This is a genomic window from Streptomyces sp. NPDC102514 (assembly GCF_055584525.1).
Genome location: NZ_JBVJLW010000014.1, coordinates 65,323 through 90,073, shown reverse-complemented (window position 1 = coordinate 90,073; position 24,751 = coordinate 65,323). Strand labels below are relative to the sequence as shown.

The following is a 24,751-nucleotide window of genomic DNA, read 5'->3' as shown; positions in this document are numbered from 1 at the left end:
TTATTGGTGTTACTGTCGATTGTGTAGCGCTCCGCATCCCCGAAAGGACCAGCACGTGACCACCAACGACCCCTTCGCCCGCCTCCCCGAGGTCCCCTCCTTCACCGTCACCAGCACGACCGTCACCGACGGAGCCGCCTGGCCGCCCGAGCAGCACGCCTCCGGCCTGCCCGGCGGCAAGGACATGTCGCCGCAGCTGTCCTGGAGCGGCGCCCCGGACGGCACCAGGAGCTACGCCGTCACCGTGTACGACCCCGACGCCCCCACCGGCTCCGGGTTCTGGCACTGGGCGGTCGCCGACCTCCCCGCCACGGTCACCGAACTGCCCGAGGGCGCCGGTGACGACACGGGCTCGGGCCTGCCCGAGGGCGCGTACCAACTGCCCAACGACGCCCGCGCGGCCCGTTACATCGGCGCCGCCCCGCCCGCCGGGCACGGTCCGCACCGCTACTTCGTCGTGGTGCACGCCCTCGACACCGCCGCCATCGGCGTCCCGGCCGACGCCACCCCGGCCGTCCTCGGCTTCACCATGGCCGGCCACATCCTCGGCCGCGCGGTCCTGACCGCCACCGCCGAGACCCCCGCGGAAACCCCTGCGGAAGCCGCTGCGGAAGCCCCTGCCGGGACCTCCGACTGATGGCGCCGACCCACCTCGCAGGAGAGGCGACGGTGATGGACCTCGAAGCCGTCCGAGAAGTCGGTCACGCCGTCAGTGCGGCCCATCTGTTCACCTACCTCGCCCCCGAAGGAGCCCAGGAGGCGGCCGAGTTGGGCGTGACCGACCGCGGACCGGCGTACCTGGCGTTCCGGTCGGCCGCGATGGGCGCGGTTCCGTGGCAGGTCACGCTCGCGGCCTTCTACAACTTCAGCCCCCGGGCGGTCCGGGCCATGGACGGCGTGTGGGACGCGGCGCCGCCCGAGCGGTGGCAGGCCGCCCGCTTCCGGGGCGTCGGGCGGGCGATGCGTCGGGTGGGCGTACATATGACGGACGGTCAACTCTCCGAGGCGCGAGCGCTGATCGACCCGGTCGTGGCCGGCGCCGACTACGCGGGCAAGGCGCTGGCCGCCGCGAACGCGTCGGTCGCGCTGCCGCCGGATCCGCTGGTCGCGCTGTGGCAGCAGATCACGGTGGTACGCGAGTGGCGCGGCGACGCACACCTCGTCGTGCTCGCGGACAACGGCATCGGGCCGTGCGACTGCCTGGTGCTGCACACGGCGACGGGCGGCCTCCCGACAGCTCTCGCGCGGACGACCCGCCAGTGGGACGACGAGGAGTGGGCCGCGGCGACGGCACGCCTGACGGCACGCGGCTGGCTCAACTCCGGGACCACGCAACCCGACACCGCGAAAGCCGATGCCACGGACACCGGCCTCACGCTCATCGGCACCACCGCCACCGCCACCGCCACCGACACCGCCACCCTCACCGACACCGGCAGCGCGGCCCGCGAGCGGATCGAGGCGGAGACGGACGAACACTGCGCCGCACTCTGGGCGCCGATCGGCGGTGCGGGCGCCCGCCGCCTAGCCGCACTCATCGCGCCGATCACCGACGCCTTCACCGCGGCGGGGACGTTCCAGGGCCTTCGTCCCGCTTGAGCCCCCGACCGCCGGTCGCTCACAGGTGTCCACAGGTATCCACAGGGAAATTCCTGCGCGAACCATTGACGAGTAAGCGCTTCCTATCTACGGTCCGTTCGAAGTTACGAGCACCAATCGAAATGTCGAACGGAATCTCCAGAGGAATCTCCGACGGAGACATCTCGAACAGATGGGGCAGGGCATGGGACGACCTGGCCTGAATCGCAGGCAGCTCCTGGCGGGACTCGGCGGCGTGACGGTCGCGGGCAGCCTCGGATTCGCCGCGCTCGGCACCGGAGCGGACGCACTCACCTCCGGCGCGGACACCCGCGTGCGCTACTGGAACCTCTTCAGCGGCGGCGACGGCTACAACATGATCGCGATGCTGGATTCCTTCCGTGAGGCGAACCCGGACATCGACGTGAAGGACTCGACCCTCCAGTGGGGGAGCCCCTTCTACACCAAACTGGCCATGGCGGCGGCGGGCAACCGGGCCCCCGACCTGGGTGTCATGCACCTGGGCCGGGTCACCGGTTTCTCGCCGGGCCGGCTCCTGGACCCCTGGGACGTCGACCTGCTCGCCAAGTACGGCGTGCGGGAGGCGGACTTCAACCCCGAGCTGTGGAAGCGCGCCGTCATCGGCGGCAAGCTCTACGCGCTGCCGCTCGACATCCACGTCCAGCTCTGCTTCTACCGCAAGGACGTGCTGAAGAAGGCGGGCCTGCTCGGCGACGACGGCCACATCGTGCCGGTCACCTCCGTCGACGAGTGGTTCGACGTCCTGAAGGAGGCCAAGAAGGCCACCAAGAAGGGCCTGCAGACCATCGGTATGTGGTCCAGCGACCAGAACTTCCAGTGGTGGTTCTTCGTCGCGTTCTACACCCAGCTTGGCGGCACCTGGTTCGACGACGCCAACACCGAGGTCACCTTCGACACCGACAAGGCCACGCAGGTACTGGAGTTCCTGCGCCGGCACCTCACCGACGGTTATGTGAACCCGGGCTTCGCGGGCGGCGCGGGCGCCGAACAGTTCGTCAACGGCGGCCCGTTCGTCTGGGAGGGCAACTGGTCGGTGCCCGTCTTCGACGGCGCGAAGATCGAGTACGGCGCCACCCCGCTGCCCCCGGTCTTCGGCAAGCAGGCGACCCACGCCGAGTCGCACTCCTTCGTCCTGCCGCACCAGGCCGACCGCGGCGGAGCCGCCAACGAGGGCGCGCACCAGCTCGCCGCCTACATCGTCCAGCACGCCCAGCAGTGGGCGGCCGGCGGCCACATCCCCGCCTACACGCCGACCCTGTCCTCGGCCGCGTACAAGAAGATGAACCCGCAGAGCGAGTACGTCTCGGCGATGGACCACCAGGCCACCGAGCCGAAGGTGTGGTTCGCCGGGTCCACCGGCATCCTCGCCCAGCGCGTCGGCCCGATCGTCGTCTCCTCCACGGTGGGCTCCGCCAAGCCGGACGCCGCCGCCCGCAGCATGAAGAGCACGCTCACCGAGCTGCTCGCCTCGAAGAACCCCATGGACGGCAGGACCGCCGCGCAGGGAGGTGCGGTCGCATGACGACGACCAGCGCTCAGACCGTCATCACTCCGGCGCGTACGAGGGCGGTGGCGGACACCGCGACCGTCCGCCGCAAGCAGGGCTTCCAGCACGGCGCCTGGTTCGTCGCTCCGTTCCTCGTGCTGTTCGCGCTGTTCGTGATCTGGCCGCTGCTGCGCGGCCTCTACCTCAGTTTCACGGACGCCAACATCTCCGGCGACGCCACCAACTTCATCGGCCTCGACAACTACCGCGAGGCCCTGGACGACCCGCTGGTCTGGGAATCACTGGGCCACAGCGCCTACTTCACCCTCCTGGTGGTGCCCTGCATCACCGTCCTCGCCTTCCTCCTCGCGATGCTCGCCCACCACATCGAGCGCGGGAAATGGCTGTGGCGGCTCTGCTTCTTCGCCCCGTTCCTGCTGCCGTCCACCGTCGCCGCCAACCTGTGGCAGTGGCTGTTCAACCCCGGCACCGGCATGGTCAACCACGTCCTCGGCATCGAGACGGCCTGGCTGACCGACAAGTCGTACGCCATGCTCGCCGTCGTCGTCTGCACCCTGTGGTGGACGGTCGGCTTCAGTTTCCTGCTCTACCTCGCCGCCCTCCAGGGCATCCCCGCGCACCTCTACGAGGCCGCGAAGCTGGACGGCGCGAACGCCTGGCACCGCATGGTCCACATCACCCTGCCGATGCTGCGGAACATCACCGGTCTCGTCCTCGCCCTGCAGATCCTCGCCTCGCTCCAGGTCTTCGACCAGGCCGTGGTGATGATGGACTTCCTGCCGGGGCCTGAGGGTTCCACGCGCACCTTCGTGCAGTACACCCTCGAAGAGGGCTTCACCAGCTACCGCGTCGGCTACGCCTCCGCGATCTCCATCATCTTCTTCGTGATCATCGCGGCCGTCGCCCTCGCCCGGATGTGGCTGCTGCGCAACCGTGAGGAGGGCGGCCGATGACCACCGCCGCAGCACAGACCCCCGACGAGACGCGGATACGCGCGAAGGCCCGCAGGCCCTGGACGCCCAGCCAGATCGTGCTCACCCTGCTCGCCACCGCCGTCTCGGTGGTGTTCCTCGCGCCGCTCCTCTGGGCGCTGTTCACCTCGCTCAAGTCCGAGACCGAGGCCGTCGAGGTGCCGACGCACTGGCTGCCGAAGGAGTGGACGACCCAGGCCTGGTCGGCGATCTTCGAGACCGGCAACATCACCAACTGGTTCGTGAACTCGCTGGTCGTCTCGGTGTGCGTGACGTTCGTGGTGCTGAGCGTCAGCGCGCTCGCCGGATACGGCTTCGCCCGCACGGAGTTCCGCGGCAAGAAGGCCCTGCTGGGCCTGGTCATGACCGGTCTGATGGTCTCCCCGGCCGTCCTCGGTGTCCCGCTGTTCACCACCGTCCAGCAGATGGGGATGGTCGACACCTACTGGGGCATGATCCTGCCGCAGTGCGCGCCCGCCGCGATGGTCTACATCCTCTACAAGTTCTTCCAGGGCATCCCGCACGAACTGGAGGAAGCGGCCTTCATCGACGGCGCGGGCCGCTGGCGGGTCTTCTTCACCATCGTGCTCCCGCTGTCCCGCCCCTCCCTGGCCGCGGTCGGCATCTTCACCTTCATCGCGTCCTGGAACAACTTCCTGTGGCCGTACATGGTGACCAACAACCCCGACCTGATGACCATGCCGAACGGCATCGCGACCGTCATGAACTCCTACGGCATCCAGTGGGCCCAGCTCATGGCCGGCGGCCTGATGGCGGGCCTGCCGCTGATCATCGTCTTCGTCTTCTTCCAGCGCCAGATCGTGGCGGGCGTCGCGCACACGGGCCTGGCGGGCCAGTAGGCCCCGTACCCCCTCCTGCACCGTAACTCCCCTCAAGGAGCTACCAGTTGAAGCGCTTCAGACTCGTCGCGGTACTCGCCGCGGCCGTCCTGGCCCTGCTCCCGACGACGGCACAGGCGGCCGAGTACCCGGACCCCGTGCCCCTCACCGGCCAGCAGATCATCCACGACCCGACGGTCATCCGCCTCAAGACCGGTGAGTACGCGGCCTATTCGACCGGCGGGATCATCGGCGCCCGCCTGTCGAAGGACCGCACCCACTGGGACGACGCGGGCAACGCCTTCGCCGAACCCCCGTCCTGGTGGTACGAGTACAACGCCACCGGCGACCCCTGGGCCCCGGACATCTCCTACCGCGCGGGCCGCTACTGGCTCTACTACGCGGTCTCCTCCTGGGGCACCAACCACTCCGCGATCGGCGTGGCCACCTCCGGGTCCGGCAGACCGGGCACCTGGACGGACCACGGCAAGGTCTTCACCTCGGAGACCACCGACACCTGGAACGCCATCGACCCGGCGGTCACCCGCGCCGACGGCAAGCTGTGGATGGCGTTCGGCTCGTACTGGACCGGCATCCGCATGGTCGAACTCGACCCGGCCACCGGAAAGGCCGTCCCCGGCACGACGGTCCACCACCTGGCGACCCGCCCCGACGCCCCGTACGCGGTCGAGGGCCCGTACATCGTCAAGCACGGCCGCTTCCACTACCTCTTCGCCTCGTACGACGCGTGCTGCGCGGGCGTGAACAGCACGTACAAGATCCGCGTCGGCCGATCGACCTCGATCACGGGCCCGTACGTGGACAGCACCGGCACCTCCCTCCTCCAGGGCGGCGGCGACCTGCTCCTGGCGGGCCACGGCAGATACATCGGCACGGGCGGCCAGTCGGTCTTCAAGGACGGCGCCCGGACCTGGCTGGCGTACCACTACTACGACGCGGAGGACGAGGGCACCCCAAAACTGGGCCTCAACCGCCTCAGCTGGTCCAAAGAGGGCTGGCCCCAAGTCGTCTGACCCGGGGGGCCTTCGGCCCCCAAGGGGCGCGGGGAACTGCGCGACCAGCCACAACGCACCCGCACCCGCCGAAGCACATCAGCCACCCACTCCCCAGGGGCGCGGGGAACTGCGCGACCAGCCACAGAGCACCCGCACCCGCCGACGCAACCCAAGCCACCCACCCCGAAAGGCGAAAAGGCACCATGCAAGAAAAGGCCCGCTTCACCCTCGACCCCGCTTTCACGGTCGGCGAGGTGAACCCCCGCCTCTTCGGCTCCTTCGTGGAACACCTGGGCCGCTGCGTCTACACAGGCATCTACGAGCCGGAACACACCACCGCGGACGCGGCCGGGCTCCGCCAGGACGTCCTGGACCTCGTGAAGGAACTGGGCGTCACCACGATCCGCTACCCCGGCGGCAACTTCGTCTCCGGCTACAAGTGGGAGGACTCGGTGGGCCCCGCCGAGGACCGCCCCCGCCGCCTGGACCTGGCCTGGCGCTCGACGGAGACGAACCGCTTCGGCCTGTCCGAGTACATCGCGTTCCTCAAGAAGCTGGGCCCGCAGGCGGAGCCCATGATGGCGGTCAACCTCGGCACGAGGGGCGTCGCCGAGGCCCTGGAACTCCAGGAGTACGCCAACCACCCGTCGGGCACGGCCCTGTCCGACCTGCGGATCGCGCACGGCGACAAGGACCCCTTCGCCATCCGCATGTGGTGCCTGGGCAACGAGATGGACGGCCCCTGGCAGACAGGCCACAAGACGGCCGAGGAGTACGGCCGCGTCGCCGCCGAGACGGCCCGCGCCATGCGCCAGATCGACCCGGGCGTCGAACTCGTCGCCTGCGGCTCCTCCGGCCAGTCCATGGACACCTTCGCCGAGTGGGAGGCGACGGTCCTCAAGGAGACGTACGACCTGGTCGACCACATCTCCCTGCACGCCTACTACGAGCCCCACGACGGCGACGTCGACTCCTTCCTGGCCTCCGCCGTGGACATGGAGTCGTTCATCGAGAACGTGGTCGCCACCTGCGACCACATCGGCGCGCGGCTGAAGTCGAAGAAGAAGATCAACCTCTCCTTCGACGAGTGGAACGTCTGGTACCTGTCGAGGACCCAGGAGGAGGCCGAGCGGAACCCGCTGGACTGGCCGGAGGCACCCCGGCTCCTGGAGGACAACTACAACGTCACCGACGCGGTCGTCTTCGGCTCCCTGCTCATCGCGCTGCTGCGGCACGCGGACCGGGTGACGATCGCGTGTCTGGCCCAGCTCGTCAACGTCATCGCGCCGATCATGACCGAGCCGGGCGGCCCGGCCTGGCGCCAGACGACGTTCTTCCCGTTCTCCCAGGCCTCGCGGTACGGGCGGGGTGAGGTCCTCGACGTACGCGTGGACTCGCCGACGTACGAGACGGCGAAGTACGGCGAGACGGACCTGCTGCACGCCACCGCAGTACGGGCCGAGGACGGCTCGGTCACCGTGTTCGCCGTCAACCGCGGCCGGACGGACGCGCTGCCGCTGGAGGTGTCGCTCGGCTCGCTCGGCCTGACGGCGGTGGTGGAGCACAGCGCCCTGTCCGACACGGACCCGGACGCCCGCAACACCCTGGACGAACCGGAACGGGTGGTCCCGCACCAGGTGACGGGCACCACGCTCCAGGACGGCGCTCTCACGACCACCCTGGAGCCGCTGTCCTGGAACGTGATCCGGCTGGCCTGACGGCCCCACGGCGCCCCGGCCCTCCCCGGCCGGGGCGCCGCCTGTGCGGCGTCCTCATCCCGCGCTAAGCCAATCCTCAGCTCGCGCACCTAGCGTCCCGTGGGTCCCCTCCACCTCCCGGAGGGGACATCGCGACACGACGGGACGGACTCGGACACGATGCGCACGCTGGTACTGCTCGCCCTGGCGGGCCTGGGCGCCCAGCTGGTGGACGGCAGCCTCGGTATGGCCTACGGCGTCACCTCCACCACCCTGCTCCTCTCCATGGGCACCAACCCGGCCGCGGCCTCCGCCACGGTCCACCTCGCGGAGATCGGGACGACCCTGATGTCCGGCGCCTCGCACTGGCGCTTCGGGAACGTGGACTGGAAGGTCGTCTTCAGGATCGGCGTACCCGGAGCCGTCGGGTCGTTCCTCGGGGCGACCGTGCTGTCGGGGCTGTCCACCGGGGTCGCCGAGCCCGTGATGTCCCTGATCCTGCTGGCGCTCGGGCTGTACGTCATGTCCCGGTTCACCTTTCGCGGCCTGCCCGAGGGCAATCTCGGCAAGCCGCTGCGCAAGCGGTTCCTGTCGCCGCTCGGGCTCGTCGCCGGCTTCCTGGACGCGACCGGCGGAGGCGGCTGGGGTCCGGTCGGTACGCCCGCGCTGCTGGCCGGCGGCCGTATGGAGCCCCGCAAGGTCATCGGGTCCATCGACACCAGCGAGTTCCTCGTCGCCGTCGCCGCCAGCCTCGGCTTCCTCTTCTCCCTCGGCTCCCAGGGCCTGAACTGGCGCTGGGTCGCCGCGTTCCTGATCGGCGGTCTGATCGCGGCGCCCGTCGCGGCCTGGCTGGTACGCCTGCTGCCCCCGCGCGTCCTCGGCTCGGCGGTCGGCGGAATCATCGTCGTCACCAACGTCCGCACGCTGCTCAGGAGCGACTGGGTGGCGGCACCGGGCGCGCTGCGCGTCTGCGTGTACGTGCTCCTGTACATCCTCTGGGCAACAGCCCTGACGTACTCGATCCAGGCCCACCGCAAGGAGAGGGCGAGGGAGCGCCCCCAGCCCGCACCGGCCCGCGTCTAGGGGCGCGGGGAACTGCGCGCCCAGCCCTCACCGGACCCGCACCCGAAACGGAACCCCACCCGACTAGGCGCCGCACGGAAGTGCAACCGCGGCGAATGACCTCCCCCGTGGGCCATTCGCCGCGCACTGTGCACGTTATGAGGCGACGTCCGCGGCCGACCACCGTGCACGCTGGTCAGATTCGGCCGCCGGGTGTGCACGCTGTCCACCCGTCACGCGCAGGGCGTGCACGAGGTCGTGGACGCCTGAACCGGTGGTCAGCAGATCGCGGTTGAGGAGGCGTTCGGCGGCGCGCAGATGGGCGCGGACCGTGTTGCGGCTCAGCCCCACCCGCGCGGCCGTGCGCTGGGCGTCGGTGTTGGCGTCGATCCAGGCCTCCACGGTGAGGAACAGATCGTGGTGCCGGGTGTCGCGCAGAGGGTGCAGGAAGGGTTCCGCCCACGCGGTGGCGGGGGAGGAGCGCAGGAGCTCCCCGAGCGGGGGCGCGACCAGTTGGACCGTGTCGGCCTGGGCGGTGTCGTCGGGATCGGGCTGGAGCGCCGTGAGGGACAGGGCCAGATCGAGCGTGGCCCGGGTGCGGACATCGCCGAGGTCGACGCCCAGCGCCTCCTCCGCCCGGCGGCAGTGGGCCGTGACGGTGGTGCGGCTGAGGTGCAGCAGACGGGCCACGCCGGACCGCGAGAACGTGACGGCCAGCCGGACGACGTCCAGGGTGGGCTTGGGGACGGCCTGCAACGGCTCCAGGTGGGCGCGCGCCCAGGCGAGGGCCGTCCGGCGCGGCAGTACGTGCACGAGCGAGGGCCGGCCCCGGTAGGCGGCCAGCCGGCCGGGGGAGTTGCGGGCGACGGCGAGGGCGTGCACGGCCTCTCCGTAGGCCTCGCCCGTGGCGGCGAGCGGATGGGGCCTGCTGACGCCCAGCGCGTACCCCTGGTTCTCCGCGACGAGCCGCCGCAGCACCTCGCCCTGCCGGAACCGGCCGCCCAGTTCCGGGTCCTCGGCCACGGGGCAGATCAACTGCTCCTTGAACACCGGGCAGTTCACCATCAGCCCGGGGCCGTGATAGCCCGACGGGTCCAGATAGGTCCTGGTCAGCCGGTCGCGGTCGGCGGGCGGGCAGTGCAGGAGATGGACACGTACGCGCTCCGCGTTCAGCAGCGGCGGTACGTCACCGGTCGTCATCCGGCGTGCCATGGTGACGTCCCCGGCCAGCAGCGCGGTCAGGACCGCGAACCGCAGTTGCGCCGCCTTCGCCTCGTATCCACGCGTGCCGCCGTCGGCGTCCGACGCCTTGCCCAGCAGGTGGACGATGCCGCCGGCCTGCGAGGCCAGCGCGGCGGCCTCCCGCGGCAGCGGCGACGCGCTGACCGTCACCAGCACCGGGCGCGGCTCGCGTCCGCCGAAGGCCTCCAGGCGTACCTCGCGTTCGCCGACCCGTGTGGTGGCCGCGGCCAGCCGTCCGCCGGACAGCCGCTCCACCTGTTCGGTCAGCGCGTCCGCGATCCGCCGGGGGAAGCCGGCCGTGGCCGCCTCGACCGTGCCCTCGCGGCCGATCCAGGCGACGTGCGCCCCGGTCCGGCGGCCGAGCCAGTCCAGTACCTCCGCCGGGGTGCCCTGCCGCCGTACGAGCCGCAGCAGTTCGTCGACGTCCTCTCCGTGTCCCGGCACCCCCACACCTCTCACGCACCTTCCCTGCCCTGCGTACCACGGTCCGACAGGGGGGCACCCTAGTGCGCCCCCCTGTGGGTCACGCCACCGCTGTGGGTGCCAGTTCCCGGAGTTCGGCGAGGGCCGCCGCGACGGCCGGGCGCTCATGGCCCCCGGCACGGGTACAGGTGAGGAGTTTGCGGTGCGGGTCGCCCGTGCAGCGGACGCGGGTGATCGGCAGGTGGGGGGTCAGATGGGCGAGCCGCGGGATGAGCGCGACACCGAGGCGGTGCGCGACGAGGTGGGCCGTCACGTTCCAGTCCCAGGCCTGGTGGACGATGTCGGGGGTGAATCCGGCGGCACCGCACGCGGACAGCACCTGCAGGCGGCAGGGGTTGTCCTCGGACGGCGCGATCCACTCCTCGCGGGCGGCCTCCGCGAGATCCGTCCGCTCGCGCCCGGCCAGCCGGTGCGTGTCGGGTACGACCAGGTCGAACGGGTCGTCCAGCAAAGGCTGTTGGTCGAACCGGGCATCGCTGATCGGGGGGTTGCGCGAGGTCGCCTCGACGACCGCGAGATCGGCCCCGCCCTCGAAGAGCAGGTTGAAGCTCTCGGGTACGACCGCCTCCTGGATGCGGACGGAGAGGCGGGGGTGGCGTTCGCGCAGCCGGGCCGCCATGGGGGCGATCAGCACCGAGACGGCCATCGGGAAGCCGGTGACCCGCAGCAGGCCGGCCGGATCGTCGTGGTCGGACCGCAGATCCAGCTCCGCCTGGTCCCAGCGGGCCTGGATGGCGTCGGCGTGCGTGATCAGGCTGCGCGCGGCGGAGGTCAGGCGTACGCCGCGGCCCTGCGGCTCCAGCAGGACGACGCCCAGCTCACGGGCGAGCAGGCGGACCTGCTGGGAGGCGGCGGAGGTGGTCAGGTGCAGGGCTCTGGCGGCGGCGGTGACGGTGCCGTAGTGCTCGACGGCTCGCAGGACGTGGAGTCGCCGCAGATCAATCATGAAGCCCAGCCTTAAGGGTCCGGTCCAGAAAGTCAACCTGGACGTGCACGGTCACTGGGCTTCACCCTGGAGGTGCCCCCAAGGGGCGCGGGGCCGTATCTATATGCGGCTCCGCCGCGGGGCGCGACCAGCCCCCACGCACCCGCAGCCGACCCACTACGTGAGGAGCCCTCCACATGAACAGCGCACAGCGTGCCGCGTGCCCGCACTGCGGATGGCCCGACCGCGCCGAACCGTTCCAGGTGGTGTCCCGGCACGGTACGGCGGGCGGCCACACGGTCTGGACCCGCTGCGGGTGCGGGTCGCTGCAGGTACGGGTCGTGGACGCGACGGGCATGCGCGTGCTCAGCCGTAGTGGGCGGGGCTGAGTGCCACCTGCGGGCCGGTGGGGGCCGTTCGCGCAGTTCCCCGCGCCCCTTCAGGGCGAAAAACTGGGGCGCAGCCCCGGTTTTTCAGGGGCGCGGGGAACTGCGCCGCCCGCCCCCACCGGCCCGCAGCCGATCAGCTCGTCTCGACGCCGAGCGTCAACGCGCCCGCATAGCCCGCCGTCGTCGTGCTGCCCAGCGCGGTCAGGGTCAGCAGACCCGACGCCGCGCCCCCGTCGTCGTAGATGCCGTCCTGCGCGAGCGTGGTCCGCGGCACGGTGTTCGCCGCGTACACCGGCACCGCCGCCACCCTCGTGGTGATCGCCTCGTCGAAGAACAGCTGCCCGGTGTGCAGCTCCTGACCGCCCTCGAACGAGCCGTCGGAGGTCAGCGTGACATCGGTGTGCACCTTGATGTGGATGTGGATGCACCGCCCCCGGTACCAGCCGGGGTAGACGCTGGTGATCTTCGCGACGCCGTCGGTGCCCGTCAGGACCCCGCCGCGCAGGAACCTGCCGTTGTCGGGCTCGTTGTGCCCGTTCCCGCCGACGAACCCGGAGTACTCCCCGAGCGCGTCGCAGTGCCAGATCTCCACGAGCGCGCTGTCGAGCGGAGCGCAGGTGTCGTCGTCGACGACGGTGAGCGTGAGCTTGAGCGGAATCCCGGTCTTGTCCTCGTGGATGTCCGCGCGGACGAGTTGTCCGTCGAGGTAGTAGGGGCCTTCGGTCATCTCCTTCGTGAGGGTGCAGACGGCCGCGGCGGCGGCCGGCTGCTGGTCGGCAGCCGTAGTGGGGGCCGTGGTGGGGGCCTCGGGGAGCGTGGCACCGACGGCCAGAGTGGCCGCGGTGGCGCCCGTGGCGATGAGCACGGTTCGACGTCCGATCGATGTGTCTGTCATGAACACGGCACCGTAGAAACGGAATCTGTCGAAGCGCTGTGGGTTGGGCAAAGTGACGAAGCGTCAAGTCTGTTGTGAGACAGCCGGGACGCCGAAAGACTTTCGACGTTTACCGGGGCGCGCGGGGCTGTGTGAACCGTTGACGCGCAAGGGGTTCGATTCTACGTTCCGGGTCATCCCGCCGTTCGAAGCCATGACCAGCGTTCGTGATGTCGAACCGGCGAAGCCTCGACTCCCCCCCACTCGTAGGAGGATCCGCGTGAGCCCCACCTCCAGCAGGACTCCCCGCCGTACGGGCCGCAGGACCGCGCTTCTCGCACTCCCCGCGGCGATCCTGCTCGCCCTCGTCCCCACCACCGCGTCCGCGTACCCCAACCCGGGCACCGTCACCGGCTCGATCGTCGTGCACGACCCGACGATGATCCGCACCTCGTCCGGGCAGTACCTGCTGTACGCGACCGGCGGAGGCCTCAGCTACAAGACGTCGACCAACCGGATCGCCTTCAGCGCGGGCTCCGACGCCTTCGGCACCAAGCCGGGCTGGTGGTCGTCGTACGCGACCGAGGCGTGGGCGCCCGACATCTCGTACGCGGGCGGCAAGTACCTGATGTACTACGCCGTCTCGACCTTCGGCTCGAACAAGTCGGCCATCGGGCTCGCCGGTTCGACGACCGGGCTGCCGGGCTCCTGGAGCGACTACGGGACGGTCTACACGTCCACCACCTCCAGCGACTACAACGCCATCGACCCGAACCTCTTCGTCGACAGCGACGGCAAGTGGTGGCTTTCCTTCGGCAGTTGGTGGACCGGGCTGAAAATGATCCAGATCAACCCGTCCACCGGCAAGCAGCTCTCGACGAACACCACGCGCTACTCGATCGCGTCCCGTCCGACCGGTACCAAGGCCGTCGAGGCGCCGTACATCGTCAAGCGCAACGGCTACTACTACCTGTTCGCGTCGTACGACACCTGCTGTGCCGGCACCAGTTCCACGTACAAGGTCAAGGTCGGGCGGGCCACCAGTGTCACGGGGCCGTACTACGACAAGAACGGTGTGGCGATGACGAACAACGGCGGGACGGCGGTGCTGGAGTCGCACGGGCGGTACGTCGGGCCCGGCGGGCAGTCGATCATGGCGGACTCGGACGGCGACCTGATCGTTTACCACTACTACGACGGCCAGGACAACGGCACACCCAAACTCGGCATCAACCTCCTGTCTTGGACCACGGGATGGCCCGTCGCGTACTGACCCGCGGGCCGGTGGGGGTACGCCACAAGATTGCGCCGTTCCCCGCGCCCCTGGGGGACCGCGCGCCCATTGAATCTGCGGGCCGGTGGGGGTCGCGCCAACCGATTGCGCAGTTCCCCGCGCCCCTGAGAGGGCCTGCGCCGGTTCGTCGGGTGCGGCTCCGGTGGGGGTGGGCCGCGCCGTTCCCCGCGCCCCTTCAGGGCGAAAAACTGGGGCGCAGCCCCGTTTTTCAGGGGCGCGGGGAACGGCGCGAGCAACCCCCACCGGAGCCGCACCTGAAGGGGCGCGGGGAACTGCGCGATCGGTTGGGGCGGCCCCGCCAGGCGTCAGCCGACGCGGTTGACTCCGCCGGCCGCAGGCCAGCCCGCTCCGTTGGACGCCCCCGGCGTGTTCGGCCACCCGCCGGGCTGCTGCTGAGGCACGGGCTGGGGCTGCGGCATCGCCTGAGGCTGTTGCGGGAACCCCTGCTGGGGGAATCCCTGCGGCTGCCCCGGCGCGGCGATCGCGGTCAGCCCGCCCGGCATCCCCGTGGTCCCCCGCGTCTGCGCCGCGGTCAGCGGCTGGGGCTGCCCGACCATCCCGTTGGCCGCGGCGACGAGCGGCTGCGGCTGCTGCGGCAACTGCTGCGGCTGTTGAGGCACCGGCTGAGGCTGCTGCACCATCCCGTTCGCCGCGCCCGCGAGCCCCGGGTAGCCCTGACCGTTCGTCGAGCCGACGAGCCGGTCGACGGCCGCGGTCCCCGAGCTGTAGCCGACCCCTTGGCTCAGCTCGGGTACGGCGGCACCCCGTCTGGTGGTTCCGTAGAGCACCGACTCCAGGCCGATCACCAGACGGCGTACGTCCTCCTGGGGGCGTACCACGAGCCGCACGAAGCGGCTGGACGAGCCGATCTTGTTGCCGCACTCGCGGACCAGGATCCGGTGCTCGGTGAGCAGTCGGTCCCGGACCACGGTGCCCTCGGCGCCCACGGGGAGGCGCACGAAGAGGAAGTTGCCCTGCGAGGGGTAGACCGTGAGGCCGGGCAGTGTGGAGAGCTGGCGGGCCATGTCGAGCCGGTCGCGGCGCACCATGTGCAGGCTCTCGACGTATTCGGCCCCGTAGTCCTTGAGCATGAAGACCACGGTCTCGGCGAAGGCGTTCAGGTTCCACTTCGGCAGCATCGAGCGGATCTTGCCCGCGAGGCCCGGGTTGGCCACCATGTAGCCGAACCGCACGCCGTGCAGGCCGAAGTTCTTGCCGAGGCTGCGCAGCACGATGACGTTGGGGCGCATCACCGCTTCCTCGACGATGCTCGGCTCGTTCTCCGCGTCGGCGAACTCGAGGAACGACTCGTCGATGACGATCAGGTCGAGGTCGGCGAGCGCGTCGCAGAACGCCAGGATGGTCTGCTTGGGCAGGAAGCCGCCGTCGGGGTTGTTCGGGTTGCAGATGACGGCCGCGCGGCTGCCCCTGGAGCGGATGAACTGGATGTACTGCGCCGGGTCGAGCGCGAAGCCGTTGCTCTCCTGGAGCGGGAACATGTCGACGCGCTTGCCGGTCTCCAGCGGCTGGTCGGTCCAGCGGCCGAAGGTGGGGACGGGGATGGCGAGCGATTCCCGGACCAGCAAGTGGTCTATCCAGGTGATGAGTTCGGTGGATCCGTTGCCCATCGCCACGCACTGCGGGGGAAGTTGCAGCAGGTTGCACAGCTCGGCGGTGATGGTGTCCGCGCTGCTCGGGTAGTACGTGATGATGTCGCGCAGTCGGTGGGTCAGCTCGTCCATCATCCTGGGCGAGGGGAAGTACGGGTTGCACGGGATGCAGAAGTCCACCGGACCGGCCTCCCCGCTCTCTCGTGCCAGCGCGGCCATCGAGGGGCTGTGCGCGCCGGTGCGGAACAGCGAGGTGACTTTGTCGGCCATGGACCCTCCGTCCTTGAGGGGCGGCCCGAGCGGGTACGCGGGCGGCGGCCCGAGCGGGGATACCCGGGCCGCCTCTAAGTACGTGCGCCTGTGTGTCCCTGTTCAACGACTGTGAATCGATGTGGAAGTTGTGAACCACCTGTGAAGGATGGTTACATGTTGAACGAATGGACCGTCGTCGAACGGTACGTCCCGCCCGGCCTGAGCACGGTCGACGGGAACTCCGGGCGGTTCGGCGAGTCGGGGAAGTGCTGGGTCTCCAGGCACACCGCGTCGCCCTGCCCGTAGGCCCGGCCGCCGGTCCCGACGAGGGTGCCGTCCAGGAAGTTCCCGGTGTAGAGCTGCACTCCTGGCTCGGTCGTCGCGATGCTCAGGGTGCGGCCGGAGACGGGCTCCCGCAGCTGCGCGATGTGCTCGGGCCGCTCCGTCAGTCCCTTGTCCAGGACCATGTTGTGGTCGATGCCCCGGGCGTACAGCAGTTGTGGGTCCTCGCGCCGCAGATCCGCCCCGAGCGTCTTCGGCGTACGGAAGTCGAAGGGTGTCCCCGCGACCCCGGCCAGCTCGCCGGTGGGGACGAGTCCCGCGTCGACCGGGGTGTAGCGGGACGCGGCGACCGTCAGCGCGTGGTCGTGGACGGAGCCGCCGTTCTCGCCGGCCAGGTTCCAGTACACGTGGTTGGTGAGGTTGACGACCGTGGCCCGGTCGGTGGTCGCCTCGTAGTCGACGCGCCAGTCGCCCCGCGCGGTCAGGGTGTACGTGACCTGCACCGTGAGCGTGCCGGGGTAGCCCATCTCGCCGTCGGGGCTGGTGCGCCGCAGGACCAGGCCCACGTCGGAGCCGGACGTGAACTCCGCCACGTCCCAGATCCGCCGGTCGAAGCCCTCGGGCCCGCCGTGCAGGTTGTGGCCGCCGTCGTTGACGGGCAGGACGTGGTCCTCGCCGTCGAGGGCGAACCGGCCCTTGGCGATGCGGTTGCCGTACCGGCCGATGATCGCGCCGAAGTACGGGCTGGACGTCTCGTACGCCTCGACGGAGTCGAAGCCGAGCGAGACGTTGGTGTGTCCGCCGTGCCCGTCGGGAAGTTCCAGGGACTGGACGATGCCGCCGTACGAGAGGACCTTCAGCCGGGTGCCGCCGTTCTCCAGCGACCAGCGGTGGACCTTCGTGCCGTCGGCGAGTTCGCCGAAGAGTTCCTTCACCAGTTCGTTCACCAGTTTTTTCACCGGTTCCTGTCTTCCCGAGACGTGAGTGGTTCCTGACGCGCACAAAGCAAAATGGGGCCCCGTGGACCGTACGTCCACGGGGCCCCACCTGCACGTTACGAACCGACCTTGCGCTTGTTCCACACGTCGAAGCCGACCGCCGCGAGCAGTACCAGGCCCTTGATGACCTGCTGCCAGTCGCTGCCGACACCGACGAGGTTCATGCCGTTGTTGAGCACACCCAGCACGACACCACCGATGATCGCGCCGAGGACCGTGCCCACGCCACCGCTCATCGACGCGCCGCCGATGAACGAGGCGGCGATCGCCTCCAGTTCGAAGTTCACACCGGCCTTGGGCGAGGCCGCGTTGAAGCGGGCCGCGAAGACCAGACCGGCCAGCGCCGCGAGCATGCCCATGTTGAGGAAGACCAGGAAGGTGACCTTCTTGTCCCGCACACCGGAGAGCTTCGCGGCGGGCAGGTTGCCGCCGATCGCGTAGATGTGGCGGCCGATGACGGCGTTGCGCATCACATAGCCGAAGCCGACGACGAGGACGCCGAGGATGATCAGCACGACCGGGGCGCCCTTGTAGCTGGCGAGCATCATCGTCACCGTGAGCACGGCGGCGACGAGGGCCACGAGCTTCAGCAGGAACAGCTTGAAGGGCGGTACGTCGAGCGCGAACTCCTGCTGCCGCCTGCGGTCACGGAACTCCTGCAGCACGATGAACGCGATCACGGCGAAGCCGAGCAGCAGCGTGAGGTTGTGGTAGTTGGTGTCCGGGCCGACCTCGGGGAGGAAGCCGTTGGAGACCTTCTGCAGACCCTCGGGGAACGGGCCGAGCGTCTGGCCCTCCAGGAAGATCTCGGTGAGACCGCGGAAGGTCAGCATGCCCGCGAGGGTCACGATGAAGGACGGTATGCCCAGATACGCGATGAAGAAGCCCTGCGCGGCTCCCGCGGCGGCGCCCAGGAGCAGGCACAGCACCACGGCGATCGGCCAGTCGAGGTCGTGCTTGACCATCAGTACGGCCGCCACCGCGCCCACGAAGGCGGTGAGCGAGCCGACCGACAGGTCGATGTGGCCCGCGATGATGACGAGCATCATGCCGATCGCGAGGATCAGGATGTAGCTGTTCTGCAGCACCAGGTTGGAGACGTTGCGCGGCAGCAGCAGGTCGCCGTCGGTCCACACCGCGAACAGCACCACGATCAGGCCCAGCGCGATCAGCATGCCGTACTGCCGCATGTTGCGGCGCATGCCGTCCACCATCAGCTGCAGCAGGCCGTCGCCGCCGCCTGACGAGCCGCCCTTGCCGGCGGGTGCCGGCGCGGGGGACTTGGCGGTCACATTCGTGCTCATCGGTCTTACCTCTTGTCCTTCGTCATCTGGCGCATCAGCACTTCCTGCGTGGCCTCGGCCCGCTGGACCTCACCGGTCAGCCGCCCGGCGGACATCGTGTAGATGCGGTCGCACATTCCGAGCAGTTCGGGCAGCTCGGAGGAGATGAAGACGACCGCCTTGCCCTCGGCGGCCAGTTTGTCGATGACCGTGTAGATCTCGAACTTGGCGCCCACGTCGATACCGCGGGTCGGCTCGTCCAGGATCAGCACATCGGGCCCCGCGAAGATCCACTTGCTGAGGACGACCTTCTGCTGGTTGCCGCCCGACAGCTTGCCCACCGGCTCGAAGACCGTCGGGGCCTTGATGTTCATCGACTTGCGGAAGCCCTCGGAGACCTGCCGCTCCTGGTGCTCGTCGACGACACCGCCCTTGGCGACCTTGCCCAGCGCGCTGAGCGTGATGTTCCGGTTGATGGTGTCGATGAGGTTGAGGCCGTAGTGCTTGCGGTCCTCGGTGACGTACGCGATGCCGTGCTTGACCGCGTCGGACACGGTCTTCGTACGGATCTCCTTGCCGTCCTTGAGGACGGTGCCGCCCGCGTACCGGCCGTAGGTGCGCCCGAAGACGCTCATCGCCAGCTCGGTGCGCCCGGCGCCCATGAGCCCGGCGATACCGACGATCTCCCCGCGGCGCACCTGGATCGACACGTCGTCGACCACCTTGCGCTGCTGGTCGATCGGGTGGTGCACGGTCCAGTTGCGGATCTCCAGGGCCGGCGCCGCGCCCACCTCGGTGTCGTGCGGGGTGCGCTCCGGGAAGCGGTGGTCGAGGTCGCGGCCGACCATGCCGCTGATGATCCGGTCCTCGGTGGTCTCCGCGGCCTTCACGTCGAGGGTCTCGATGGACCGCCCGTCGCGCAGGATGGTCACCGAGTCGGCGACCGCCGCGATCTCGTTGAGTTTGTGCGAGATGATGATCGAGGTGATGCCCTGGTCCTTGAGACCCAGGATGAGCTCCAGGAGCTTGCCGCTGTCCTCGTCGTTCAGAGCCGCCGTCGGCTCGTCGAGGATCAGCAGCTTCACCTTCTTCGACAGCGCCTTCGCGATCTCGACGAGCTGCTGCTTGCCCACACCGATGTCGGCGACCCGGGTGTCGGGGTGCTCGTCGAGCCCGACCCGCCGCAGCAGCTCGGTCGCGTGCCTCAGCGTCTCGGTCCAGCTGATGAACCCGCGCGTGGCGTGCTCGTTGCCGAGGAAGATGTTCTCCGCGATGGAGAGGTAGGGCACCAGGGCAAGCTCCTGGTGGATGATCACAATGCCGTGCTGCTCGCTCGCCCTGATGTCCTTGAACGTGCAGGGGTCACCCTCGAAGAGGATGTCGCCCTCGTACGTCCCGTGCGGGTGGACGCCGGAGAGGACCTTCATGAGGGTCGACTTCCCGGCGCCGTTCTCCCCGCAGATGGCGTGGACCTCGCCCGGCCGGACGCTCAGAGAGACGTCCGACAGCGCCTTGACGCCGGGAAAGGTCTTGACGATCGAGCGCATTTCCAGGACGGGTCCCGCCATGGTCGTGCCTTCCAATCCCTAGAAAACGGCGGTTGTTACTTCAGGTCGCTTTCCTTGATGTAGCCCGAGTCGACGACAACTTCCTTGTAGTTGGACTTGTCGACGTTGACCGGGTCCAGCAGGTAGGCGGGGATGACCTTCGCGCCGTTGTTGTACGTCTTGGTGTCGTTCGTCTCGGGCTTCTTGTCCTGCAGCACGGAGTCGACCATGTTGGCGGCGACCTCGGCGAGCTTGCGGGTGTCCTTGTAGACGGTCTGCGTCTGCTGGTCCGCGATGATCGACTTCACCGAGGCGACCTCGGCGTCCTGGCCCGTGACGATCGGCAGCGGCTTGCTCTTGCTGCCGTAGTCGTCCGACTTGAGGGCGGACAGGATGCCGATGGAGATGCCGTCGTAGGGCGAGAGCACGGCGTCGACCTTGGCGCTCTTGTACGCCGAGGTGAGCAGGTCGTCCATGCGCTTCTGGGCGGTGCCGCCGTCCCAGCGCAGGGTGGTGACCTGGTTGAGCTTGGTCTGGCCGGACTTGATGACGATCTGCTTCTTGTCGATGTACGGCTGCAGGGCGTTCATCGCGCCCTTGAAGAAGTACTGGGTGTTGTTGTCGTCGTTCGAGCCGGCGAAGAGCTCGACGTTGAACGGGCCCTTCTTGGAGCCGTCCTTGAGACCGAGCTTCTCGACGATGTAGCCGCCCTGGAGCTCGCCGACCTTCTCGTTGTCGAACGACGCGTAGTAGTCGACGTTCGGCGAGTTGAGGATCAGGCGGTCGTAGGAGATGACCGGGATGTCGGCTTCCTTGGCCTGCTGGAGCACGTTGTCGAGCGACTTGTTGTCGATCGCCGCGATGATCAGCGCCTTCACGCCCTGCGTGATCATGTTCTCGATCTGCGAGACCTGGGTGTCCGGGTCGTCCTCGCCGTAGGCCAGCTTGGTCTTGTAGCCGGCCGCCTTGAGGTTCTTCTCCACGTTGGCGCCGTCGGCGATCCAGCGCTCGGAGGACTTGGTCGGCATGGCGATGCCGACGGTGCCCCCCTTCGCGTCTCCCTTGTCGCTCTCACTCCCGCCGTCGCTGTCCTGCCCGCAGGCGGACAGGGTGAGGGCGAGAGAGGCTGCCGCGGCTATGGCGGAGAGGGCTGCCTTGCGATTGCGCATGATCATCTTCCTTGATGCTCTGACGGAGGCTCGGTCTTCAGTTGTGAAGGTGGTGGAGCGAGGAACGACCGAGAGGAGGTGTGTGGGATTGTGTTCGGCCGCGTCGTCTTTTGTGAAGGGGGTGTAGTCGGAACGTTATGAGGGAATGTCAAAACGTTGGAGTGTCCCCGGCAGCCGCGAGCCGAGCGGCGCCATGTCGCCGTCCGCCCCGTGCCGCGCCAGCAGGTCCAGGGCCAGCCGGCCGCGCCGCACCCTCTCCCGTGCCGTGGACAGCGTCAGCTCCCTCATGTGGTGGCCGTACGGGTAGATCCCGGGAGCCTTGGACAGGCCGAACTTCAGGTACAGCGGTGCGCCGCGCCGGATCAGCTCGGCGACCTCGTACATGCGCACGTAGCCGCCGAGATCGTCGGGAGCCTCGATGTACATGTCCATCGGGGCCGCGCTGACCCTGCGGATCTCCGTCAGGTGGTCCAGCGTGAGATCGCTGGGCACGTTGATGGAGTCCCCGCCGAGCTGCTCGTACACGGCGTACGCGGCCGGGTTGACCGGACCGATGAGCGCCGAGACCTTGAGCGTGGTGTCGGCCGGAATGATCCCGGCGACACGGGCCCTGTGCAGAGTCCACAGCACGCCCTCGTCAGCCACGAGGAGGCACTTTACGCCCAACTCCGTTGCGCGTACGGCGTCTTCCAGACAGCCCGCCACCGCATCGTGACCACGCGCCCTGGTACCGCCGCCCCGCGAGTCCGTACGGGTCGAGCCACCGATGTCCCAGGTGCCGCGCGGACCGGTGAAGAGGCACAGCTCGATGTCGCGCTCGGCGGTGGCGTCGACCATCTCCGTGATCTCGGCGTCGGTCAGCATCCAGACGCCGCTGCCCTGGCTGATCCGGTGGATCGGCACATCGAGCCGCGAGGACTCCTTGAGGACCACGGCCAGCGCCTCGGGCCCCTCGCACGAGGGGATCTCGGTACGCCATCGGCCGCCTCCCGGGAAGGAGTGCGGGGAGGCGTCGGCGGGGGACAGGGCGGGAGCGCCCAGGCCGAGCGCGGCGAGCGCCTGCTCACCGGGTCGACGGGCCGCTCTGGGAGAAGCGTCGGTCACAAGCTTTCCTTAGCTTTGGCAAAGTATGCGTTCGATATGTCGGACATGGTTCGTGTCGGTGGATGTACGCCGGTGCGGAGCGTCAGGTCTCCGCACCGGCGTACGGATCGGGGGTCGGCCGGCGCCGGACACGCCCTAGGGCCTCAGCAGGACCTTGCCGACCTTCGGATCGCCGGACCCCACCAGCTCGATGGCGTGGGCGAACTCGTCCAACGGAAGTTCATGCGTCACCAGCGGCAGCGGATCGAGGAGACCCGCGCCGAAGACCCGTACCGTGTGCGCCCAGGCCTCCGGCGGCGCACCGAACACGGTGTGCACCTCCAGCTGCCGTACGACGAGGTCCGTGGGGTCCAGACCCTCCGCGCCCGCCGCCGGGATGCCCGTGAGCACCAGCCGGCCGCCGCGTCTGAGCAGCGAGGCGGCCGTGGTCGCGGCGGTCGCCGAACCCGCGGTCTCGATCACCACGTCGAAGTCGGCGGGCAGCTCCTGGTCCCGGGTACGGAAGTCACTGGCGCCGAACTTCCGCGACAGCTCCTCACGGTCGGGGCGGGTGCCCACCACCAGCAGCTCCGAGGGTGAACCCGCCTTCAGGAACTGCACGGCGAACATGCCGAGCGTGCCGGTGCCGACGACCGCCACCCGCTCACCGGGCCGCGCGTTCGCCTTCAGCGCCGCCGCCGCGATGCAGGCGGCGGGCTCCAGGAGCGCCGCGGCCGTCAGGTCGGCGTCGTCCGGCAGGACGTGCAGCAGACGGGCGGGCAGCGTGAGCGTGGTGGCCATGGCGCCGGGCTGGGTGAAGCCCGTCTCCTCGTAGCCGGCCGTGCACAACGTTGTCTCGCCCTCGTGGCAGCGGTCGCAGACCTGGCAGTTGCGGAAGCCCTCACCCACCACCTTGCGGCCCACGAGACCCTCGGGCACCCCGCCGCCGACCGCCTCGACCGTCCCTGACCACTCGTGGCCCGGGGTCAGCGGATAACGGACGTACCCCTCGGGGCGGTTGCCCTGGTACACCTCACGGTCGCTGCCGCAGATACCGCTCGCGTGGACCCGTACCAGGGCTTCGCCCGCGGCGGGTGCCGTGGGCTCGTGGGGGGCCAGCCGGTGCTCGCCCGGCCCCTCGATGACGACGGCCTGGGATGCGGCGCTCATGACGGCTCCGTGGCGGTGGGGCGGGTCGGGGTCCCGAAGAGGCCGTACACCCCTCGGTCCGCCGCGGCCCGCGACGGCGGCGGCGTCCGGCGGCTGGGCACAGCCTGCCACAAGCCCCGGTACAACTCGGCGCCGGGCGGCGTCACTTGGCGGCACCTTTCGGCTTGCGCTGCTCCCAGCCGTCCGCCCACAGGTCGAAGCGCGCCTGCTGCTGCGGGAACTCCGCCGCCGCGTCCGTGTCCAGCTCGACGCCCAGACCCGGCTCGTGCGACAGCTCGAAGTAGCCGTCGACGACCTGCGGGGCACCCTTCACGATCTTCTTGATGTCCGCGTCCGCGAAGTCGTTGAAGTGTTCGAGGATCTTGAAGTTCGGGGAGCTGAAGCCGACCTGGAGGGAGGCGGCGGTCAGCACCGGGCCACCCACGTTGTGGGGCGCCACCAGGACGTAGTGGGCCTCGGCGGTCGCCGCCAGCTTCCGGGTCTCCCAGATGCCGCCGAGGTGGCCGACGTCCGGCTGGATGATGTCCACGGCCTGGCTCTCGAACAGCTCGCGGAACTCGATGCGATCGTGAATGCGCTCACCGGTCGCGACCGGGATGTCGACCTTCGCCGCCACCTTCTCCAGCGCCTTCAGGTTCTCCGGCGGCACCGGCTCCTCCAGCCACGCGGGCTTGAAGGGCGCGAGTTCATGGGCGAGCCGGATGGCCGTGGCCGGCGAGAAGCGGCCGTGCATCTCCAGCATCAGCTCGGTGTCCGGGCCGATCGCGTCGCGGACCGCCTCGATCAGCGAGACCGAGTACAGCGACTGCTCGTGGTCCAGCTCGTAGTGACCCGTCCCGAACGGGTCGATCTTCAGCGCCTTGTACCCGCGCTCGACGACCGCCTGGGCCGCCTTGTGGTACGCCTCCGGAGTGCGCTCCGTGGTGTACCAGCCGTTCGCGTACGCCTTCACGCGGTCGGTGACCTTGCCGCCGAGCAGCTGCCACACGGGCACGCCCAGGGCCTTGCCCTTGATGTCCCAGCACGCCATCTCGATCACGGCGATACCGGACATGACGATCTCGCCGGCGCGCCCGTAGTCGCCGTACTTCATACGGCGGACGAGGTCCTCGACAGCGAAGGGGTCGGAACCGAGAATGTGATTGGCCTGCGCCTCCCGCAGATAGCCGATCAGCGCGTCGGTGTGGCCCAGCATGCGGGTCTCACCGACCCCGGTGATGCCCTCGTCGGTGTGCACCTGGACATAGGTCAGGTTGCGCCACGGCGTCCCGACCACGTGTGTGCTGATTCCGGTGATGCGCACGGAGAATGCCCCTTGTCGTGCTCTGCGGCTGCTTTTACGAATCTGTTTCGACTGTTCGAGATTTCGTCACATGTTCGAAATGCTGGCCAGACAGTAAGGATTGGGCGGCGGACGTGTCAATGGGTCGAACGAAGA

The 24,751-nt window shown here is 69.4% G+C and carries 21 protein-coding genes; 10 read left to right on the top strand and 11 right to left on the bottom strand.

The features are described 5' to 3' along the window. The first annotated feature begins 55 nt into the window (after positions 1–55). The 8 genes from ACZ60E_RS31155 (at position 56) to ACZ60E_RS31120 (ending at position 8,733) form a co-directional block, all read left to right on the top strand. Positions 56–637: a YbhB/YbcL family Raf kinase inhibitor-like protein gene (locus ACZ60E_RS31155; protein WP_469444755.1), complete on the top strand. Its 582-nt coding sequence runs from the start codon at positions 56–58 to the stop codon at positions 635–637. Positions 638–672: 35 nt separating this feature from the next. Next, positions 673–1,599, top strand: a complete 927-nt coding sequence (locus ACZ60E_RS31150) for an SCO6745 family protein (protein WP_469444964.1) — start codon at positions 673–675, stop codon at positions 1,597–1,599. A gap of 184 nt (positions 1,600–1,783) precedes the next feature. Continuing rightward, positions 1,784–3,142 carry an extracellular solute-binding protein gene (locus ACZ60E_RS31145; protein ID WP_384808659.1) on the top strand — a complete coding sequence of 453 codons (1,359 nt, stop codon included), beginning with the start codon at positions 1,784–1,786 and terminating at the stop codon, positions 3,140–3,142. Further along, positions 3,139–4,080 (top strand): carbohydrate ABC transporter permease, encoded by a 942-nt coding sequence (locus ACZ60E_RS31140; protein WP_469444753.1) that lies wholly within the window; start codon positions 3,139–3,141, stop codon positions 4,078–4,080. The genes ACZ60E_RS31145 and ACZ60E_RS31140 overlap by 4 nt, the downstream gene beginning before the upstream one ends. Next, a complete protein-coding gene (locus tag ACZ60E_RS31135; RefSeq protein WP_453793786.1) occupies positions 4,077–4,958 on the top strand; it encodes a carbohydrate ABC transporter permease in 882 nt (293 codons plus the stop codon). Before ACZ60E_RS31140 ends, ACZ60E_RS31135 begins: the two co-directional genes overlap by 4 nt. Positions 4,959–5,005: 47 nt before the next feature. Beyond that, a complete protein-coding gene (locus ACZ60E_RS31130; protein ID WP_469444750.1) occupies positions 5,006–5,971 on the top strand; it encodes an arabinan endo-1,5-alpha-L-arabinosidase in 966 nt (321 codons plus the stop codon). Between the two features lie 185 nt (positions 5,972–6,156). Next, positions 6,157–7,671, top strand: coding sequence for an arabinosylfuranosidase ArfA (gene arfA, locus ACZ60E_RS31125; protein WP_469444749.1), 1,515 nt, complete (start codon positions 6,157–6,159; stop codon positions 7,669–7,671). A gap of 159 nt (positions 7,672–7,830) precedes the next feature. Beyond that, positions 7,831–8,733 (top strand): sulfite exporter TauE/SafE family protein, encoded by a 903-nt coding sequence (locus ACZ60E_RS31120; RefSeq protein ID WP_469444748.1) that lies wholly within the window; start codon positions 7,831–7,833, stop codon positions 8,731–8,733. Positions 8,734–8,868: 135 nt separating this feature from the next. On the opposite strand, the gene ACZ60E_RS31115 is transcribed toward ACZ60E_RS31120, so the two are convergent. Together ACZ60E_RS31115 and ACZ60E_RS31110 are read right to left on the bottom strand one after the other, a co-directional pair. Beyond that, complete coding sequence (locus tag ACZ60E_RS31115) at positions 8,869–10,398, bottom strand: helix-turn-helix domain-containing protein (RefSeq protein ID WP_469444746.1); 1,530 nt, start codon at positions 10,396–10,398, stop codon at positions 8,869–8,871. A 79-nt stretch (positions 10,399–10,477) separates the two neighbouring features. Beyond that, positions 10,478–11,383, bottom strand: coding sequence for a LysR family transcriptional regulator (locus tag ACZ60E_RS31110; protein WP_469444743.1), 906 nt, complete (start codon positions 11,381–11,383; stop codon positions 10,478–10,480). Positions 11,384–11,559: 176 nt separating this feature from the next. Between ACZ60E_RS31110 and ACZ60E_RS31105 the strand changes: the two genes are divergently transcribed. Next, complete coding sequence (locus tag ACZ60E_RS31105; protein WP_469444742.1) at positions 11,560–11,751, top strand: hypothetical protein; 192 nt, start codon at positions 11,560–11,562, stop codon at positions 11,749–11,751. Positions 11,752–11,884: 133 nt separating this feature from the next. On the opposite strand, the gene ACZ60E_RS31100 is transcribed toward ACZ60E_RS31105, so the two are convergent. After that, positions 11,885–12,646, bottom strand: coding sequence for an intradiol ring-cleavage dioxygenase (locus ACZ60E_RS31100; RefSeq protein WP_469444740.1), 762 nt, complete (start codon positions 12,644–12,646; stop codon positions 11,885–11,887). Positions 12,647–12,905: 259 nt separating this feature from the next. Here ACZ60E_RS31100 and ACZ60E_RS31095 point away from each other — a divergent pair, with 259 nt between their 5' ends. Continuing rightward, the gene (locus ACZ60E_RS31095) at positions 12,906–13,898 is read left to right on the top strand and encodes an arabinan endo-1,5-alpha-L-arabinosidase (RefSeq protein WP_469444738.1); all 993 of its coding nucleotides are present in this window, start codon (positions 12,906–12,908) and stop codon (positions 13,896–13,898) included. Positions 13,899–14,224: 326 nt separating this feature from the next. On the opposite strand, the gene ACZ60E_RS31090 is transcribed toward ACZ60E_RS31095, so the two are convergent. The 8 genes from ACZ60E_RS31090 to ACZ60E_RS31055 form a co-directional block, all read right to left on the bottom strand. After that, on the bottom strand, positions 14,225–15,799 hold the full coding sequence (locus ACZ60E_RS31090) for a pyridoxal phosphate-dependent aminotransferase (RefSeq protein WP_469444736.1): 1,575 nt from the start codon (positions 15,797–15,799) through the stop codon (positions 14,225–14,227). Between the two features lie 152 nt (positions 15,800–15,951). Then, a complete protein-coding gene (locus tag ACZ60E_RS31085; protein ID WP_469444734.1) occupies positions 15,952–17,100 on the bottom strand; it encodes an aldose epimerase family protein in 1,149 nt (382 codons plus the stop codon). A 17-nt stretch (positions 17,101–17,117) separates the two neighbouring features. Then, on the bottom strand, positions 17,118–18,365 hold the full coding sequence (gene mmsB / locus ACZ60E_RS31080) for a multiple monosaccharide ABC transporter permease (protein WP_384816222.1): 1,248 nt from the start codon (positions 18,363–18,365) through the stop codon (positions 17,118–17,120). Between the two features lie 5 nt (positions 18,366–18,370). Then, entirely contained in the window at positions 18,371–19,912 is a 1,542-nt protein-coding gene (gene mmsA, locus ACZ60E_RS31075; RefSeq protein ID WP_469444733.1) for a multiple monosaccharide ABC transporter ATP-binding protein, read from the bottom strand. Between the two features lie 35 nt (positions 19,913–19,947). Further along, positions 19,948–21,060, bottom strand: a complete 1,113-nt coding sequence (gene chvE / locus ACZ60E_RS31070; protein WP_469444731.1) for a multiple monosaccharide ABC transporter substrate-binding protein — start codon at positions 21,058–21,060, stop codon at positions 19,948–19,950. A gap of 135 nt (positions 21,061–21,195) precedes the next feature. Next, the gene (locus tag ACZ60E_RS31065) at positions 21,196–22,164 is read right to left on the bottom strand and encodes a hypothetical protein (protein WP_384816214.1); all 969 of its coding nucleotides are present in this window, start codon (positions 22,162–22,164) and stop codon (positions 21,196–21,198) included. Between the two features lie 135 nt (positions 22,165–22,299). Next, entirely contained in the window at positions 22,300–23,313 is a 1,014-nt protein-coding gene (locus ACZ60E_RS31060; RefSeq protein WP_469444728.1) for a zinc-dependent alcohol dehydrogenase, read from the bottom strand. Positions 23,314–23,455: 142 nt separating this feature from the next. After that, positions 23,456–24,616, bottom strand: a complete 1,161-nt coding sequence (locus ACZ60E_RS31055) for a mandelate racemase/muconate lactonizing enzyme family protein (RefSeq protein ID WP_384816208.1) — start codon at positions 24,614–24,616, stop codon at positions 23,456–23,458. Positions 24,617–24,751 lie beyond the last annotated feature (135 nt).

Bases quoted from the DNA above. Each gene is read 5' to 3' on its own strand.
- ACZ60E_RS31150 (WP_469444964.1), top strand. From the start codon at position 673: ATGGACCTCGAAGCCGTCCGAGAAGTCGGTCACGCCGTCAGTGCGGCC.
- ACZ60E_RS31145 (WP_384808659.1), top strand. From the start codon at position 1,784: ATGGGACGACCTGGCCTGAATCGCAGGCAGCTCCTGGCGGGACTCGGC.
- ACZ60E_RS31140 (WP_469444753.1), top strand. From the start codon at position 3,139: ATGACGACGACCAGCGCTCAGACCGTCATCACTCCGGCGCGTACGAGG.
- ACZ60E_RS31135 (WP_453793786.1), top strand. From the start codon at position 4,077: ATGACCACCGCCGCAGCACAGACCCCCGACGAGACGCGGATACGCGCG.
- arfA (WP_469444749.1), top strand. From the start codon at position 6,157: ATGCAAGAAAAGGCCCGCTTCACCCTCGACCCCGCTTTCACGGTCGGC.
- ACZ60E_RS31120 (WP_469444748.1), top strand. From the start codon at position 7,831: ATGCGCACGCTGGTACTGCTCGCCCTGGCGGGCCTGGGCGCCCAGCTG.
- ACZ60E_RS31110 (WP_469444743.1), bottom strand. From the start codon at position 11,383: ATGATTGATCTGCGGCGACTCCACGTCCTGCGAGCCGTCGAGCACTAC.
- ACZ60E_RS31105 (WP_469444742.1), top strand. From the start codon at position 11,560: ATGAACAGCGCACAGCGTGCCGCGTGCCCGCACTGCGGATGGCCCGAC.
- ACZ60E_RS31100 (WP_469444740.1), bottom strand. From the start codon at position 12,646: ATGACAGACACATCGATCGGACGTCGAACCGTGCTCATCGCCACGGGC.
- ACZ60E_RS31090 (WP_469444736.1), bottom strand. From the start codon at position 15,799: ATGGCCGACAAAGTCACCTCGCTGTTCCGCACCGGCGCGCACAGCCCC.
- mmsB (WP_384816222.1), bottom strand. From the start codon at position 18,365: ATGAGCACGAATGTGACCGCCAAGTCCCCCGCGCCGGCACCCGCCGGC.
- mmsA (WP_469444733.1), bottom strand. From the start codon at position 19,912: ATGGCGGGACCCGTCCTGGAAATGCGCTCGATCGTCAAGACCTTTCCC.
- chvE (WP_469444731.1), bottom strand. From the start codon at position 21,060: ATGCGCAATCGCAAGGCAGCCCTCTCCGCCATAGCCGCGGCAGCCTCT.
- ACZ60E_RS31060 (WP_469444728.1), bottom strand. From the start codon at position 23,313: ATGAGCGCCGCATCCCAGGCCGTCGTCATCGAGGGGCCGGGCGAGCAC.